A 17,140-nucleotide genomic window follows, 5' to 3' on the forward strand; every position below is an offset into this window, starting at 1 on the left:
TGTTTTTGTGGTCCGCCGTCAGGCGGAAAGGCTGGTGGTCGGATCAACGCCCAGCATCAGATTGAGGTTCTGGACAGCAGCGCCCGAGGCGCCCTTGCCGAGATTGTCATAGACGGCAATGACCGCAGCCTGGGCCCGGGCGTCATTGGCAAAGACGTAGAGCCGCAGGGAGTTGGTACCGTTCAGTGCCTCCGGGTTCAGTTCCGAAGCGCGGTCGAGCGGCGACAGCGGCGCAACCTCGACAAAGCCTCCGGACTGGCTGACGGACGCAAAATGATCGGCAATTGCCGCATGGATCTCGGCGCCCGTCGGCACCTTCGGCAGGCGGGCAAGGTTCAGCGGCACGCTGGTGATCATGCCCTTGTAGTAGTTGCCGACCGACGGCACGAACAACGGCGCACCGGCAAGGCCCGCATAAAGTTGCATCTCCGGCAGGTGCTTGTGGCCGAAGCCAAGGCCATAGGGCTGGAACACATTGGCAGATGCGCCGCGAGCCTCGTAGTCCTCGATCATCGACTTGCCGCCGCCGGAATAGCCGGAGATGCCGTTGACCGTGACCGGGAAATCAGCCGGCAGCAGGCCAGCAGAGACCAGCGGCCTGAGCGCCGCAATCACGCCCTGCGGCCAACAGCCCGGATTGGACACGCGCTTCGAGGCGGCAATAGCCGCCGGCTGCGCCTTGTCCATCTCGGCAAAGCCATAGGTCCAGCCGTCGGCAACCCGATAGGCGGTCGAGGCATCGATGACGGCGGTGGTGTCGTTGGTGACCAGCGACACGCTTTCCTTGGCCGCCTCGTCCGGCAGGCAGAGGATCGCCACATCGGCAGCGTTCAGCAATTCGGCGCGGGCTGAGAGATCCTTGCGGCGCTCCTGGGAAATGGACAGCAGCTCGATGTCGCGGCGCTCGGCAAGGCGCTCGCGGATCTGCAGACCCGTGGTTCCAGCCTCACCATCAATGAATACCCGCGCCACCATGGGCCTGTTCCTTTTCTGCACGCAAAATTCCACGTCAGCGGCGGGTTTTACACGCAATCGCCCAGCCTGTCACGGCGCGTGCCCTGTCTGACCGCGCACAGGAACTCAACGGGCCATTGAGTGATACTCATCATTCGGGCGCATGTCGGTGGCAGCCGCCACCCGGTTCGACATGTTGAAGAAGGCGGCAACGGAGGCGATATCCCAGATGTCCCGGTCGCTGAAACCGGCATCGCGCAGGGCCTGGCGGTCATGCTCCTCGATCTCGGCCGGGCGCTCCGTCAACTTTTGGGCGAAATCCAGCATGGCCCTCTGGCGCGGCGGCAGATCGGCGGCGCGGTAATTCATGACCATCAGCTCGCCCAGCTTCGGATCTTCGGAGAGCTGGCGCACAGCGGCACCATGGACGGTCAAACAATAGAAACAGCGGTTCACCGATGACACCACGACCGCAATCATTTCGCGTTCGAGCTTGCTCAGGGCCGAAGCGCCAAGCATCAGGTCGTTGTACATGTCGGTGAAGGCGCGCAATTTTGTATCATCGAAGGCGTAGGCAATCAGAACATTCGGAACAAGACCGAGCTTTTCCTGACATTTTTCAAAATACCGCTGCGTCGTCTCGCTAAATTCAGCCGCCCCCTGAAGGTCCAAGGCAATGACCGGCACGTTCGACATTTTGTAATCCCTCCCTGATATCGTCATTTTTTAGGCGATTTAGCCATTCTAGCATGCAGGCGACTGAGTCGCGGGCCAGGAGGAACATGATGCCGCACGCAAGGGAACACCGGAAAGCCGAACTGATTGCGGAGGTGCGGCAGGCACTTGCAAACGGGCAGCCGGGCCTGGCGGATTTCGCCGGGGAACTTTACCTGCGCGGCGCGGCAGAAGATCTCGTCGCCTACACGGCCGACGAACTGGCGGCCTTCGCCAAGGCCGCCTTCGAGGACTTCGAAATCCATACCCCCGGCACTCACCGGGTGACCGTAAGCAACCCCTCGTTCAAGGCCAAGGGCAAGATGGCCAACGAGGTGACGGTCATCGAGCTGGTCAACGACAACATGCCGTTCCTGGTCGATTCGGTGATGGCCGAACTGCAGGACAGCCGCCTGGAAGTGCATCTGGTGCTGCATCCGATCTACTCGGTGGCCCGCGATGCCGAAGGCCGGCTGATCTCGGCCGCCGGCCGCAAGAAGGCCGGCACCCGCGAGGACAACGAGGAAAGCCTCATCCACATTCATGTCGGCCGCATCGGCACGGAAGAGGGACGCAAGGCCCTGGCCGACCGGCTGAACACGATCATGAATGACGCCCGTGCCGCCGTCACAGACTGGAAGCCCATGCGCAAGCGGCTTACTGCTGCGATCAATACCTACAAGACGGCCGTGGTGAACGGGCGCGACGAGCTGTGGGAAGCGATCCATTTTCTGGAGTGGATGGCCAATGACAATTTCATCTTCCTCGGCATGCGCGATTACACCTTCAACGGCAGTGTCGAGGATGGCGAACTGACCCCGATTGACGGCAGCGGCCTCGGCACGCTGGCCGACCCTGATGTGCGCGTACTACGCCGGGGCAACGAATTCGTTCAGATCACACCGGAAATCCGCGAGTTCCTGAAGCGCCCCGATCCGCTGATCATTGCCAAGGCCAATGTGAAGAGCCGGGTGCATCGCCGCGTCTACATGGACTACATCGGCACCAAGCTCTTCGACGACAACGGCACGATGGTCGGTGAATTGCGGGTCGTCGGTCTGTTTGCCTCGACCGCCTACAATGAGCCGACCGGCAAGATCCCGTTCCTGCGCCGCAAGGTGGCAAGCGTGCTTGCCAAGGCTGGTCTCGATCCGGACAGCCATTCCGGCCGCGCACTGACCAACGTCATGGAAACCTTCCCGCGCGACGAGCTGTTCCAGATCGATCAGGAAACCCTGTTCGACTTCTCGATGTCGATCCTGCAGCTCGACGAGCGGCCACGCATCCGCGTGCTGGCCCGCGCCGAGAAGTTCGACCGTTACGTGTCGATCCTCTGCTACATCCCGCGTGACCGCTACACCACCGAGGTACGGCTCAATGTCGGCACCTATTTCGCCTCGGCCTTCGATGGCCGCCTGTCGGCCTGGTACGTGACTTACCCGGAAGGCCCGCTGGCGCGTGTTCACTTCATCATCGGCCGCGACAAGGGCAAGACCCCGGTGGTGGCGCAGGAAGATCTGGAACGCGCCGTCGCCTCCATCGTGCGCACCTGGCCCGACGGCCTGCGCGACGCCTTCAAGGAACAGTTTGACGTCGACACGGCGCACCGCCTGTCCGAGCGTTATGCCCTCGCCTTCCATGGTGGCTACAAGGAAGTTTACTCTGCCGAGATGGCAATGGCCGACGTGCTCAAGATCGAGACCCTGTCCGAGGAGCGCAGGACAACCATCACCTTCGCCCGCGCCTCGGCCAGCCAGGCCGAGCGGCTGTCGCTGAAGGTCTATAATCTCGGAGCCCCGATCCCGCTGTCGGCCCGCGTGCCGCTGCTGGAGAACATGGGCTTCCGGGTCATCAACGAACGCACCTACCGCATCACGCCGACGGACATGTCCATGTCCTACCTGCACGAGATGACGCTGGAGGCGAGCCGCAACGGCGCGTTCGACCTGACGGCCAACCTGAAGGACCGGCTGGAAGCCCTGTTCATGGCGGTCTGGTTGGGACAGGCGGAAAACGACGGCTACAACGCCCTGGTGCTGAACGCGGGCCTCGGCTGGCGCGACATCGCCATGCTGCGGGCCCTGTCGAAATACCTGCGTCAGGTCGGCATCCGCTACTCCGAAGACTACATGTGGACGACGCTGAACAACTATCCGGTCATTGCGGCCGCGCTGGTCGAACTGTTCCACATCCGCTTCAACCCGGCCCTCTCGGACAGCGACCGCACGCTGAAGACAGCCAAGCTGGAAGACGAGCTGAGCAGCGCTTTCGACGCGGTTGTCAGCCTGGATGATGACCGCATCCTGCGCCGGTTCCAGAATGTCATCGACGCAACGCTGCGGACCAATTTCTTCCAGCTCGGCAGCGACGGCAAACCGAAGCCGACCTTTGCCTTCAAAATCAACTCCCGCGCCATCGAGGACATGCCGCAGCCGCGGCCGTTCCGCGAAATCTCTGTCTACAGTCCCCGCGTCGAGGGCATTCACCTGCGCTTCGGCAAGGTGGCGCGTGGCGGCCTGCGCTGGTCTGACCGGCCGCAGGACTTCCGCACCGAAGTGCTGGGCCTCGTCAAGGCGCAGCAGGTGAAGAATGCGGTGATCGTGCCAGTCGGCTCCAAGGGCGGCTTCGTGCCCAAGCGCCTGCCGGTGGGCGGAGACCGTGAGGCGGTGTTTGCCGAAGGAACGGAAGCCTACAAGATCTTCATCGGATCGCTGCTGGACGTGACCGACAACCTCAAGGGCGACACCGTTTTGCCGCCGTTGGAGGTTGTGCGCCACGACGAGGACGATCCGTATCTGGTGGTCGCCGCCGACAAGGGCACCGCGACCTTCTCGGATACAGCCAACGGCATCTCGACGAGCCGCGACTTCTGGCTCGGTGACGCCTTCGCCTCGGGCGGTTCGGCCGGCTATGACCACAAGAAAATGGCCATCACGGCCCGTGGTGCGTGGGAAGCAGTCAAGCGCCACTTCCGCGAAATGAACCGCGATATCCAGCGGGAACCCTTCACGGTTGCCGGTGTTGGCGACATGTCGGGCGATGTCTTCGGCAATGGCATGCTGCTGTCGACGGAAATTCGGCTGGTGGCAGCCTTCGATCATCGCGACATCTTCCTTGATCCCAATCCGGACACGGAAACCAGCTTTGCCGAGCGGCAGCGGCTGTTCAACATGGGTCGATCATCCTGGGCGGACTACAACAGCGAGCTGATCTCCGCTGGCGGCGGCGTGTTCTCGCGCCAGCTCAAGTCGATCCCGCTCAGCGACGAGGTGCAGGCGATGCTCGGCCTTCACAAGGCCAAGGCAACGCCGCAGGAGGTGATGACGGCGATCCTGAAGCTTGATGTCGACCTGATGTGGTTCGGCGGCATCGGCACCTATATCCGCGCAAGCGGCGAGACCGATGCGGATGCCGGCGACCGCGCCAATGACGCCATCCGCATCACCGCCAAGGATGTGCGCGCCAAGGTGATTGGCGAAGGCGCCAACCTCGGCATGACCCAGCGGGCCCGCATCGAGTTCGGCCGCAAGGGTGGCCGCTCCAACTCCGACGCCATCGACAACTCTGCCGGCGTGAACTCGTCCGACATGGAGGTGAACATCAAGATCGCCTTCGGCGCGGCGGTGCAGGCGGGCAAGCTGGACATCCCGGCCCGCAACGTGATCCTGGCCGAAATGACCAATGAGGTCGCAGGACTGGTGCTGCGCAACAATTACCTGCAGACGCTGGCGATCTCGATGACCGAACGGCGCGGCATGGAGGATTTCGGCTATCAGGTGCGCATGATGCGCCAGCTTGAAAGCGCGGGACTGCTCGACCGGCAGGTCGAGTATCTGCCGGATGACGCTGCCATCACCGAGCTGGAGAAATCCGGCCTTGGCCTGACCCGCCCCGAACTTGGCGTGTTGCTGGCCTATGCCAAGATCACGTTGTATGACGCGCTGCTGGGCAGCGATGTTCCGGATGACGACTACTTGTCGCTGGAGCTGTTCCGCTACTTCCCCGACCGCATGGACGTGGAATTTGCGGACGAAATCCGTGGCCACAGGCTGCGGCGCGAGATCATCGCCACGATGCTGGCGAACTCCATGGTCAATCGGGGCGGGCCGACCTTCGTCACCCGGATTGCCGACCAGACCGGGGCCAGCGAAGCCGATATCGCCCGGTGCTTCGTCGCCGTGCGCAACTCCTTCGGCTTGACCGCCCTGAACGAGGCAATCGATGCGCTGGATGCGCGCATCGACGGCGAACTGCAGCTGGAACTCTACGCCGAGGTGCAGGACCTGTTCCTGGAGCAGGTGCTGTGGTTCAAGCGGCATGTGTCCTTCCGCGATGGCATTGCCGCCGTGGTCGAGCGCTTCTCCGACGGGATCGCAGCACTGGGCGGCCGGCTCGTTGATGCGGTGACGCCAGCGCAGGCCGAGGTGTTGCTGGGCCGCGTCGCCAGCTATGCCGCCCGTGGCATTCCGGAGGATCTGGCCCGGCGCATCGCCTTCCTGCCGGTCGAGGCAACCATTCCGGACATCGTCCTGGTGGCCGGGGACGTCGGTGCCCCGCTCGACACGGCGGCAAAGACCTTCTTCGAGGTGGCGCAGCATTTCCGCATCGGCGCCATGGACGCGTTCGCCCGCGACCTGACGATCTCCGACTACTACGACGGGCTGGCGCTGGACCGCGCCCGCGCAACCCTCGCCAACGCCCACCGCGACCTAACAGCAGCAGCCGTGAAGGCCGGCGGGTTCGACAACTGGCTTGGCGCCCGTGAGGCAGAGGTCACCCGTACGACACGGGCTGTCGGCGAAATCCTGGAAGGCGCAATCAGCGTCTCCAAGTTCTCCGTCGCCGCCAGCCTTCTGGCGGAAGTCGCCCGCTAGACCTAACTGACCCGCTCGCATCTGCTTGCCCCGCCCCTCCACCACAGGGGGCGGGGTTTTTGCTGGCTTGGCCCGATCATCCGCCCCTTGCGATTGCAGCTGCAATCGGCACACTGCCCGGATCGAACCAGCCGCGCGGAGACAGGTGTGTTGACATCAAGCATGAGGCAGACGGACCCAACGACACGGCGCGGGCTTGTCGGCTGGGTGTTGTTCGACTGTGCCGCGCAGCCGTTCTTTACCCTTGTGACGACCTTCGTCTTTGCTCCGTTCTTTGCGTCGAGCCTTGCGGCCACGCCGGCGGAGGGACAGACCCTGTGGGGCTATGCAACGGCGGCAGCCGGCCTGATGACCGCACTCCTGGCACCTTTGATGGGCTCGATTGCCGATGCAAGCGGGGCCCGCAAACTCTGGATCGCGGCCTTTGCCCTGCCCTATCTGGCGGCCTGCCTTGCCCTGTGGTTCACCGCTCCGGGCGAGCCCTGGTCCATTGCCATTGCCCTTTCCGCCTTCGCCATCGGAACCATCGCCATCGAGTTCGCGACGCTGTTCAACAATGCCATGATGGGAGATCTGGTTCCAAAGGACCGGCTTGGACGCCTGTCCGGCACCGGCTGGGCCATGGGCTATGCCGGCGGCCTCGCCAGCCTCGTCCTCACATTGGGATTCCTTGCGGCAAGTCCCGAAACCGGCCGCACGCTGCTGGGATTTGACCCGCTGTTCGGACTGGACCCGACGACGCGCGCCGGCGACCGGGCCTCTGGCCCGCTGTCCGCATTGTGGTTCCTGGTCTTCGTGCTGCCGCTGTTCCTGTTCACACCGGACGCGCCGCGCCGGATGGGCTATGCCGCTGCGATCCGGCAGGGCCGCGCCCGGTTGTGGCAAGCGCTGATGGAGGTGCGGCAGGCGCCTAATGTCGGCCGCTTTCTCATCGCCAACATGATCTTTGCTGACGGGCTCGTCGCGCTGTTTGCCTTTGGCGGCATCTATGCGGCCGGGGTGCTGGGCTGGGGAACCATCCAGATCGGCAGCTTCGGCATCCTGCTGACCATCACCGGTACGGCAGGCGCACTGATCGGCGGCTGGCTCGACGACAGGATCGGGGCGAAACCCGTGATTCTCGGTGCCCTCGCCGGTCTTATCCTATGCGGCCTCGGCATTGTCTCGATTGACAGGGATACGATCCTGTTTGTGCTGGATGTAACGCCTGCCCCGGCCGGCGCCTTGTTCGGGTCCGCTGCGGACCTGATGTTCCTGGGGCTTGGCGCGGTGATCGGCGCCATGGCCGGTCCGCTGCAGGCCTCGGCGCGCAGCCTGCTGGTGCATCTGAGCCCACCCGGACGCGGCGGGGCCTATTTTGGTCTCTTTGCCCTGTCCGGCAAGGTGACGAGCTTTCTGGCGCCGCTGTCCGTTGCGCTGGTGACCGCTGCCACCGGCAGCCAGGCCGCAGGCATGGCGGTGATCCTGGTGTTCTTCACGGCCGGCGCCCTCGTGCTGAGCGGCGTCAGGGTCAACCGCTGAAACAGAGAAAGCCGGCGGAGACCGCCGGCTTTCGAAATCAGTTGCAAGGGGCCAGTGTCGCGATCAGGCGCTCTGGCGGACGTTGGCAAGGAACACCTGAACCTCGTTGCGCAACTGTTCGGCTTCCTTCTGCAGGACAGCCGCGGAGGAGCTGACCTTGCGGGCTGTCTCGCCCGTGTCATTCGCCGCCGCAGAAACCGCGACGATGTTCCGCGCGACTTCCTGGGTACCGTTCGAGGCTTCCTGGATGTTGCGGGCAATCTCGCGGGTGGCGATGCCCTGCTGGTCGACGGAGGTCTGAATGCCGCTGGAAATCTCGTTCATCCGCTCGATGGTGGCCGAGATGCCCTTGATCGCCGTGACCGCGCCATCGGTCTCCGACTGCACCGACTGGATCTGGGTCGAGATTTCTTCCGTGGCCTTGGCGGTCTGATTGGCCAGTTCCTTCACTTCCGCCGCCACGACCGCAAAGCCGCGACCGGCCTCGCCAGCGCGGGCGGCCTCGATGGTGGCATTCAGCGCCAGAAGGTTGGTCTGTTCGGCAATCGCCTGGATCAGGCTGACCACCTCGTTGATGCGGCTGGCCGCGCCGGCGAGTGCCTCGATCTTGCTGTTGGTCTGATGCGCCTGGGCAACGGCCTGCTGCGCAATCTGGCTCGACTGATCCATCTGGCGGCCGATCTCGCCGACCGAGGCCAGCAGTTCCTCGGCCGCCGAAGCAACAGCCTCAACGTTGGACGAGGCTTCTTCGGAGGCAGCGGCCACGGTCGTGCTCTTGGAGCTGGTGTCATCCGCGCCGCGCGTCAGGGTGACGGATGCGGCATTCAGGTCTCCGACCAGCGTCGATACGGTTTCGGTGAGGCGGGAGATCTTGGCATCGAAGTCCTGCGACACGCCGCGAATGGTCTCCGCCCGGGCGACACGCTGACGCTGCTGCTCGTCCTGCTCGGCGGCCAGAAGTTCGGCCTGCTGTGCCTTATCGCGGAAGACTTCAAGCGCCTTGCTGATCTGCCCGATCTCGTCACCGCGTTCGGTATCGGCGATGCGCACGTCGTAACGACGCTCGATCAAGGCATTGATCGTGGTGACGGCACGTTCAAGCGGACGGCGGACGATGGCGTTGCCGACCAACTGGATAGACAGGGCCACGACAATCAGCAGGACAAACCCGACACCGATGATCGTGTACATGATCTCGGTCGAGGCGGCGTTCAGCGTTGCGGTCGGCACGCTGACGACCACGGACAGGCTCGAACCGGTCTCGCCGATCTTCACCGGGACGATGATACTCATGACTTCCTGGCCGGCAGCGGCAGAAAACGCGGTGTAGGAATGGGGCTGTGCAGCCTTGACGGCGGCGAGCACCTTGCTGACGACATCGGCGGACTGACCATCAGCCGCCTCAGCCATCGACTTGCCGCGCGCTTCCGGATCCGCATTGGAGACCCATACGCCCCCCTGGGACAGCAAGGAGACATTGCCAGTGCCCAGCGGGCGCTGTTGCGCCAGGGTGTCCGCAAGGGCCGTCAGAATGATGTCAGTTCCCACAACGCCAATGACCTTGTTGCCATCGCGCAGCGGAACGCTGAAGGAAACGCCGGTGATCTTCTTGCCCTCGACATCCCAGCTGTAGGGTTCCGTTACCCGGTCCTTGCCGGAGTTGTAGGCATCATAGAACCAGGCATCGTCAGGATTGGTGGCCGAGACAGCGGCGATCGGGCGATAGCCGATCTTGCCATCGGGGAGCCGGTAATAGTAGGGACGCCAGGCGCCGCCCTCGTCATGCTTGTCGGCATTGGCGAATTCGGCGTCACGGCCGTCGAGCTGATTGTCCACCACCATGCCCCAGGCGCCCGAAAGCTCCGTGTTGCGGGTCGCAACGTCCTCGATCACATTGGTCCAGGCGATGCGGTCAGGCGGGCCAGAGCGCTTCAGCGCATTCAGGCTGTTGGCAAGCCCCTGGGCGACATAGAGACCGTTTTCCATCGTGCGGCGGACATATTCCGCCTGTTCACGTGCGACAGCTTCAGCCTGTTCGATGGCCAACGTCTGTGTGGCGTCAGATGCCTTCCAGCCAATGAAGCCGATGCCGACCACGAGAACCGCAGCCAGCGCAGAAACGCTGACACTGACCAGCTTGGTGGTCACTTTGGCATTCTTGAACATTCCGCGTCTCCAGCTCGCCCTGCACAAGACCCTGTCACTTTTCTGGTGGCAGGCTTGCAAGTTGAGAGAAGTAAACGCTGATACTGTTAAAAAAAGCTTCCGAAGTCGCAAGGAACCGCAACTTCGGAAGCTATAAGATAAACAACTCAGAATTGCTTTATCTACAGAAATGCACGTTAATGGCGGAAGTGCCGCATGCCGGTCAACACCATCGCAAGACCGGCTGCATCTGCGGCAGCGATGACTTCATCATCGCGCAAGGAGCCGCCCGGCTGGATCACCGCCGTCGCGCCGGCTTCGGCTGCCGACAACAGACCATCGGCAAAGGGGAAGAAGGCGTCTGAGGCCACAACGCAACCCTTGGTGAGCGGAGTGGAAAGGCCTGCGGCTTCAGTCGCGTCCAACGCCTTGCGGGCCGCGATGCGGGCGCTGTCGATACGACTCATCTGGCCGGCGCCGACACCGACGGTGGCCCCATCCCTGGCGTAGACGATGGCATTGGACTTCACGTGCTTGGCGACGCGGAAGGCGAACTTGAGATCCGTCAGTTCCTGGGCGGTCGGGGCGCGCTTGGTCACGACCTTCAGGTCGAGATCATCGACGACGCCATTGTCGCGCGACTGGACCAGCAGGCCTCCGGCGACGGACTTGACTGCCAGGCCCGGAGCGCGCGGATCAGCCAGACCACCAGTGACGAGAAGACGCAGGTTCTTCTTCTTCGCCACGATCTCTACGGCTTCGTCGGTCGCGGCCGGGGCGATGATCACCTCGGTAAAGATCTTGACGATCTCCTCGGCAGCTTCCGCGTCCAGAATGTCGTTCAGCGCCACGATGCCGCCGAAGGCCGAGACCGGGTCACAGCGCAGGGCCATGTCATAAGCAGTTTTGATCGTCGCAGCTTCTGCGACACCGCAAGGATTGGCGTGCTTGATGATGGCAACGGCCCTGGTGCGCGCGGGATCGAACTCGCTCACCAGCTCAAATGCAGCATCGGTATCGTTGATGTTGTTGTAGGACAGGGTCTTGCCCTGCAGCTGGCGGGCAGTAGCGACACCAAACCGGCGTTCGCCATTGGTGTAGAAGCCGGCAGACTGGTGCGGGTTCTCGCCGTAGCGCATCACTTCGGCGAGTTTGCCGCCCATGGCGCGGTAGTCCGGGGCCGCGTTGCCGATCTCGGCAGCCAGCCAGTTCGACACGGCAGCGTCATAGGCGGCGGTGCGGGCAAAGGCCTTCTGCGCCAGACGCTTGCGCAGGGTAATCGGCGACTGGCCGTTGTTCTCGTCCAGGGCCGCGATCACGGCGGCGTAATCGGCCGGGTCGACAACCACGGTGACATAAGCGTGGTTCTTGGCGGCCGCGCGCGTCATGGCCGGGCCGCCGATGTCGATGTTCTCGACGCCAGTGGCGTAGTCAGCACCCGAAGCCACGGTGTCCTCGAAGGGATAGAGATTGACGCAGAGCAGGTCGATGCCGCCGATGCTGTGTGCCTGCATCGCTGCGGTGTGCTCGGCGTCATCGCGGATGGCGAGAAGGCCGCCATGCACCATCGGATGCAGCGTCTTGACCCGGCCATCCATGATTTCCGGGAAGCCGGTAACTTCGGAAATGTCCTTCACCGGCAAGCCGGCATCGGCCAGCGCCTTGCGGGTGCCGCCGGTAGAGATCAGCTCAATGCCTCGATCGGCAAGGTCCTTGGCGAACTCCAGCAGTCCGGTCTTGTCAGAGACGGAAAGAAGCGCGCGCTTGACGGAAACGAGCGGGGGAACGGGAACCCCCTTGGACACCACGGCCATGGCCTTGCCTCGCGGAACTGAGGTTGAAAAGTGGCCGAGCCCCTAACACGAATGTGGACGGAACGGAAGGACGCAAGGACAGCGCCTGACGCATCACTCCTCTGCAGCCGTATGGATGTCCATGTCGGAACCTTGGAACCGCCGCTGTGGCCGGGGCAGAACGGTGCGGCGGAACTGCCAGGCGACCTGGCTGTTCTGGCTGATGCGACCGTAGATCACCAGTTGCTGCGTGCGGCGATGGCCGTGAACGTCCGAGAGATAAACAGATTCCTCAAGCGCCAGTTCGCCGCCGCTGGCATCGAATTCCCAGACCTCGCCATCGGCGCAGACCAGCGCCGCACCCGTGCCGCCACGAAGAAGCTCTGCCTTGACCAGCGGGTGCAGATGGAAGCGCACGGTGTAGTGATCGTGTTCGCTCAAGGCACCGGTGGTCGAGAACAGATCCAGCCCATCCAGGACGGAACCGTCGGACGCCAGCCGGATATCGCGCTCGTGCAGCACATGGAACCGCGCGGCATAGCCGTTGTGGGATGCGGTCACGCGGGTGCCCATGGCGTCCTCCATCCGCTCGACCGGGACACTGGTCGGACCCGAGATCACCGGCACGCCGAGCCAGCGGCCGAAAGGCTTTTCAGCCAGGAAGCGACAAGAGGAACTGTCTTCAAAACCGGCGGTCGAATGAGCCGCCGTCGAGCGGGCAACCTGGCGCCACCCCTCACCGGCCCGGCCGGACACACCGCAATTGACGACGATCCGGTTCCGGCCAGAGGACATCTCGAGTGACAGGCAACCCGCATGCGCGGCTTCACTCAGATGCACGGGCGGCGGCAGGCCCGTATCCATCAGCACGACGGTTTCGCCGCCGGCCAGCCGCTGGTAACCGACGTGAGGCGCATTGCCCGGGGGGGCGCCGCGCGCATCGTCATAGGCGAGGATCGTGGCGACGAGATCATTCGGCGTCGAGCCCATGCCGTTGAAATGGGCGAAGGCCCCGTCCGCATGACGGAAGAAGCGGACCATCGGCATCATCCGGTCCACCGCCTGCATCATGGCCGGCGGCGTTTCGAGGCCTTGCGTGACAAAGGCCTGCCGGATCGGCAGAAGGTCCGTCAGGATTTCAAGAATAGCGCCCGGATTGCGCGAAACATGGCCACCGTCCGGCAGGATCTGGCGCTGCAATTCGTACTCAAGACGGCGCAGGCTCTGGCGCACGAAGCGCCCCTGGCCAGCCATCGAAACGCTGGCAGCCGCCACCGCCAGCACCGCCTGCAGGCGCGGAACCCCGTCCGGGGTTTCATTCAGCGTATGGCGCAGGAAACGAACCTGGCGACCAAGCGAACGCAGGAACCGGCGATAGAACTCGGCATCGCCCTCTTCCAGCACCAGCGGCGACTGCGCCAGCCAGGACAGGACGCGGCGCGCCACGACCGGCTGTTCCCAGCCGATGTCATGCCAGCGGCCGCAATGCTTGATCCAGTCATCGACCAGCGCGCGCGCGTTCTGCCGGGCGACCCGGCTTTCGGCAGCCCGCAGATCGCGCAGCCAGCCGAAGCTGTGCAGGTCACGCTGCCAGCCCGGGTCCTCGCCCTTCAGTTCGAAGGGCGAGCGGCCGCGCGCCTCCACCACCTGGCCGCTGAACAGGAACCGGCCGCCATAGATATCCATGGCATTGGTCTGGTCCGCGGTGCGCAGATCCTGGGGTGCGATGAGCAAACGGGTAGGCGCTCCCGCGAAGGGCTGCAGGCGGAACAAGGGTCCACCGTGCAGCCATCGCAGGCTGGTCTGCCAGAGATGGTGAGCCAGCAGGCGCCAGATGCGCCCCTGTTCGCCGACCGTCTTCAGGGCCATGCCGGGCTCCTGCCCTTGATGCGCCGTTGCCGACTGGAAATGGGTATGTCCTCGTGGTCTTTTGGGACGTAACGTTTTGTTAGGGTTAGCGCCGTGTTTTCCAATTGCGCGGATGAACGGTTACGGGGCCGTTAAAGGCGCCGCAAACGGGCGGCAAAAAAGCCGTCCAGCCCGCCATCCGGCGCCTCGCCACCGCCAAAATGACAAGGCAGCGTGCGAAGATAGCCCTCCGGTGTAATGCATTCGGCCAGGCCGCCGATTTCCTCCGACCGGACAGGCACCAGCTCGTAACCGGGCACTTCGGTCAGGAACGAGACAATCTGCTGCTCACCTTCTTCCGGTTCCATGGAGCAGGTGCAGAAGACGATCTCCCCGCCCGGCTTCAGCCAGCCGGCGGACCGGCGCAGCAGCTCGGCCTGGAGAGCCGCCAGGGTGACGATGTCCGATGGACGCTTGGTCCAGGCCACATCGGGATGGCGACGCATGGTTCCGGTGGCGCTGCAGGGGGCGTCAAGCAGGATCGCGTCGAAAGGGGTTTCTGGCGTATAGGCACGAACATCCGCCGCCACCACGTCAGCCGACAGGCCGAGGCGAGCGAGGTTCTCACGCACCCGGCCAAGCCGCTTCTCGGAAATGTCGAGGGCCGTAACCTCGGCCCCGGCGGCCGCAAGCTGGGCCGTCTTGCCGCCGGGCGCCGCGCACAGGTCAATGACGCGCTTGCCCGCTATGTCACCAAGGAGCCGCGCCGGCAAGGCGGCGGCAGCGTCTTGAACCCACCAACCGCCTTCATCAAAACCGTCGAACTCGTCGACGGCACCCTTGCGCTGCAAACGCACCGAGCCGGCGGCGACAACCCGGCCGCCCAGCCGCTCGGCCCAGCCGGCAGCATCGGACTTCACGCTGAGATCCAGCGCCGGTTCGCTCGCCTGGGCTGCCAGGATCTGGCCGAGGCGCGCCTCGCCATAGGTCTCCGTCCAGCGGGTGGCGAGCCAAAGCGGAAGTCCAGCGGCCCCGGCAACCGGCTCAGCCAGCATGGCGTCCTTCTCACGCCCGAGCCGGCGCAGGACACCATTGACCAGACCCTTGTAGAGCCGGGCGCGCTTGTCGGCAGAGGCCATGTCAACGGCCAGCGACACGGCGGCCCGATCGGGAATGTCGAGAAACAGCATTTGCGCGGCGGCCACATGCAGGATGTCCATCACACGGCCGGACTTTTCCGGAACAGGCCGGTCCAGCAGGCTCTGCAGGATCGATTCGATCTGGCTGCGCCGGCGCAAGGCCGCGCCGAGGATGGCCCGGACGAGGCTCCGGTCCTTCGGCTCCAGCGCCCGGAACCCGGGATGACCGCCGGACAGGTCCAGCTCCAGATCAAGGGGGCGATGCTTGTGGACGATGTTGCCGAGCACATCGACCGCCGTGCGGCGTGCCGCCATTCCCGGAACAGGCGCACCTGGCCCTGGGCCTTTGGTTGTGCCTTTTGCAGGACCTCGAACCGGCGTGCGTGTTGCCCCCATATCGGATGACGGGCGGCGGCGCGGCGGTTTCTGCGGAGTGTCGGTCAAGGCGCGGTCTCATCCTTTGGCGGCTGAACGAGTCAGAACGCCGCGAACCGTCTCCAGCTCGCGGCGTCGTCACTCAAGTGTTAACCGTCATTTACCTTTGACGGAAGATCAATCAAGCCCCTTGATGACAGCACAACCAGCGACCCACAAGGGCTTGCGTGCTCCGCCATGCCTTTTGCTGCGGGATCACTCCAGGGCCTAACCCGCGCCCTCAGCCCCAGGGACCCTTGCGCGGCGGGGTACCGGAGCCACTGCCTCGCGAACCGGAACCGCCCCAGGGACCTGTGGCACGGGTGGCGGGGCGGGCGGATGACGGACTGGCGGTGAACCCGCCGGCACCAGCCGGGCGGCCTGAATCCAGAGAAGCCGAACCCGTCTGTCCCATCTCCTGCTGCAGCTTGCGCAGGGCGGCGATGCGGTTGCCGGTATCCGGATGGGTGGAGAAGAGATTGTCCATCCGCTCGCCTGACAAGGGATTGATGATGAACATATGCGCCGTCGCCGGGCTGCGTTCCGCGTCCGGGTTGTGGATATGTTCGACGCCGCCGGCGATCTTGGCCAGCGCCGAGGCCAGCCACATCGGCTGGCCGCAGATTTCGGCACCAAGCCGGTCGGCGGAATATTCCCGGGTGCGGGAAATCGCCATCTGCACCAGCATCGCCGCCAGCGGCGCGACAATCATGGCGACCAGCACACCGATAAAGCCGAGCGGATTGTTGTTCTCCCGGTTGCCACCGAAGAAGAACGCGAAGTTGCCGAGCATCGAGATGGCGCCGGCAATCGTCGCCGTGATCGTCATGATCAGCGTGTCGTGGTTCTTGATATGCGCCAGTTCATGCGCCATCACGCCGGCGACTTCCTCGCGCGTCAGCGTCTCGAGCAGGCCGGTGGTTGCCGCAACGGCGGCGTTCTGCGGGTTGCGGCCGGTGGCAAAGGCGTTCGGCTGCGGGTTGTTGATGATGTAGACCTTCGGCATCGGCAGCTGAGCATTGGCCGCCAGCTGCCGCACCATGTGGAACAGTTCCGGCGCCGAGCGCTCGTCGACCTCCTGCGCATGGTGCATGGACAGGACCATCTTGTCCGAGTTCCAGTAGCTGAAGAGGTTCATGCCCGCGGCAATCACGAGGGCAATCATCATGCCGCTCTGGCCGCCGATGAGAAAACCGACACCCATGAAGAGCGCCGTCAGCGCGGCCAGGAGCATGGCTGTGCGGAAATAGTTCATCGACGCAAGCTCCATTGACAGGCGTCCGCAGGTTTTCAGCAGGGCGGACCTGCCTATATAATGGGGAGACAGATCCGCCACCGCAAGTGGACAGCCATTTCCTGCCGGCGGCCACCCTATCGCCGCCGCAGGACAGTTCGGGAGTTCAGACGATGCACGAAGAGGACCATCACCACGGCGAACAGACCGCTGCCGGCACGGAACCGGCACAGGAAGGCGCGGTGGTCCTGGCGTTTCCGGAGCGCACCTTGCGCGTGCCAGCGGCCGAGATGGAAGCGGAGCCCGAACCGCGCCGGCGATTCGAGGATCTGCCGCCGGCCGCCCAGCGCGCGCTAAAGGAAGCCGAAGCCCGCCGCGCCGAGATCGATGCGCGCCAAAAGGCTTTGGAGGCAGAGGTTTCCGGGCGTGGCGGCCTCGAGCCGACGCGCTACGAGGATTGGGAAATCAAGGGATTGACCGTGGATTTCTGAGCCGAAGCCGCGC

The 17,140-nt window shown here is 64.1% G+C and carries 10 protein-coding genes; 3 read left to right on the top strand and 7 right to left on the bottom strand.

Annotation, left to right across the window (positions count from 1 at the left end):
* Positions 1 to 18: 18 nt before the first annotated feature.
* Both argC and ACTIFE_RS18750 read right to left on the bottom strand, forming a co-directional pair.
* Entirely contained in the window at positions 19 to 975 is a 957-nt protein-coding gene (argC, locus tag ACTIFE_RS18745; protein ID WP_439530663.1) for an N-acetyl-gamma-glutamyl-phosphate reductase, read from the bottom strand.
* A 105-nt stretch (positions 976 to 1,080) separates the two neighbouring features.
* A complete protein-coding gene (locus tag ACTIFE_RS18750) occupies positions 1,081 to 1,650 on the bottom strand; it encodes a peroxidase-related enzyme (RefSeq protein ID WP_439530664.1) in 570 nt (189 codons plus the stop codon).
* A gap of 89 nt (positions 1,651 to 1,739) precedes the next feature.
* On the opposite strand from ACTIFE_RS18750, the gene ACTIFE_RS18755 reads away from it, so the two are divergent.
* Positions 1,740 to 6,542, top strand: coding sequence for an NAD-glutamate dehydrogenase (locus ACTIFE_RS18755; protein ID WP_439530665.1), 4,803 nt, complete (start codon positions 1,740 to 1,742; stop codon positions 6,540 to 6,542).
* A 162-nt stretch (positions 6,543 to 6,704) separates the two neighbouring features.
* Positions 6,705 to 8,063 carry an MFS transporter gene (locus ACTIFE_RS18760; protein WP_439530666.1) on the top strand — a complete coding sequence of 453 codons (1,359 nt, stop codon included), beginning with the start codon at positions 6,705 to 6,707 and terminating at the stop codon, positions 8,061 to 8,063.
* A 63-nt stretch (positions 8,064 to 8,126) separates the two neighbouring features.
* On the opposite strand, the gene ACTIFE_RS18765 is transcribed toward ACTIFE_RS18760, so the two are convergent.
* The 5 genes from ACTIFE_RS18765 to htpX all read right to left on the bottom strand — a co-directional run bounded on the left by ACTIFE_RS18765 (position 8,127) and on the right by htpX (position 16,657).
* Positions 8,127 to 10,229, bottom strand: a complete 2,103-nt coding sequence (locus ACTIFE_RS18765; protein ID WP_439530667.1) for a methyl-accepting chemotaxis protein — start codon at positions 10,227 to 10,229, stop codon at positions 8,127 to 8,129.
* Between the two features lie 176 nt (positions 10,230 to 10,405).
* Positions 10,406 to 12,022 (bottom strand): bifunctional phosphoribosylaminoimidazolecarboxamide formyltransferase/IMP cyclohydrolase, encoded by a 1,617-nt coding sequence (purH, locus tag ACTIFE_RS18770; RefSeq protein ID WP_439530668.1) that lies wholly within the window; start codon positions 12,020 to 12,022, stop codon positions 10,406 to 10,408.
* A 93-nt stretch (positions 12,023 to 12,115) separates the two neighbouring features.
* The gene (locus ACTIFE_RS18775; RefSeq protein ID WP_439530669.1) at positions 12,116 to 13,870 is read right to left on the bottom strand and encodes a heparinase II/III family protein; all 1,755 of its coding nucleotides are present in this window, start codon (positions 13,868 to 13,870) and stop codon (positions 12,116 to 12,118) included.
* A 131-nt stretch (positions 13,871 to 14,001) separates the two neighbouring features.
* Positions 14,002 to 15,303, bottom strand: coding sequence for a 16S rRNA (cytosine(967)-C(5))-methyltransferase RsmB (rsmB, locus tag ACTIFE_RS18780; protein ID WP_439530670.1), 1,302 nt, complete (start codon positions 15,301 to 15,303; stop codon positions 14,002 to 14,004).
* Between the two features lie 340 nt (positions 15,304 to 15,643).
* Positions 15,644 to 16,657, bottom strand: coding sequence for a zinc metalloprotease HtpX (htpX, locus tag ACTIFE_RS18785; protein ID WP_439530671.1), 1,014 nt, complete (start codon positions 16,655 to 16,657; stop codon positions 15,644 to 15,646).
* Positions 16,658 to 16,926: 269 nt separating this feature from the next.
* Between htpX and ACTIFE_RS18790 the strand changes: the two genes are divergently transcribed.
* A complete protein-coding gene (locus ACTIFE_RS18790; protein WP_439530681.1) occupies positions 16,927 to 17,127 on the top strand; it encodes a DUF1674 domain-containing protein in 201 nt (66 codons plus the stop codon).
* Positions 17,128 to 17,140 lie beyond the last annotated feature (13 nt).

The sequence above is a fragment of the Pannonibacter sp. genome, from assembly GCF_051860505.1.
In the GTDB taxonomy this organism is placed as follows: Bacteria; Pseudomonadota; Alphaproteobacteria; order Rhizobiales; family Stappiaceae; genus Pannonibacter.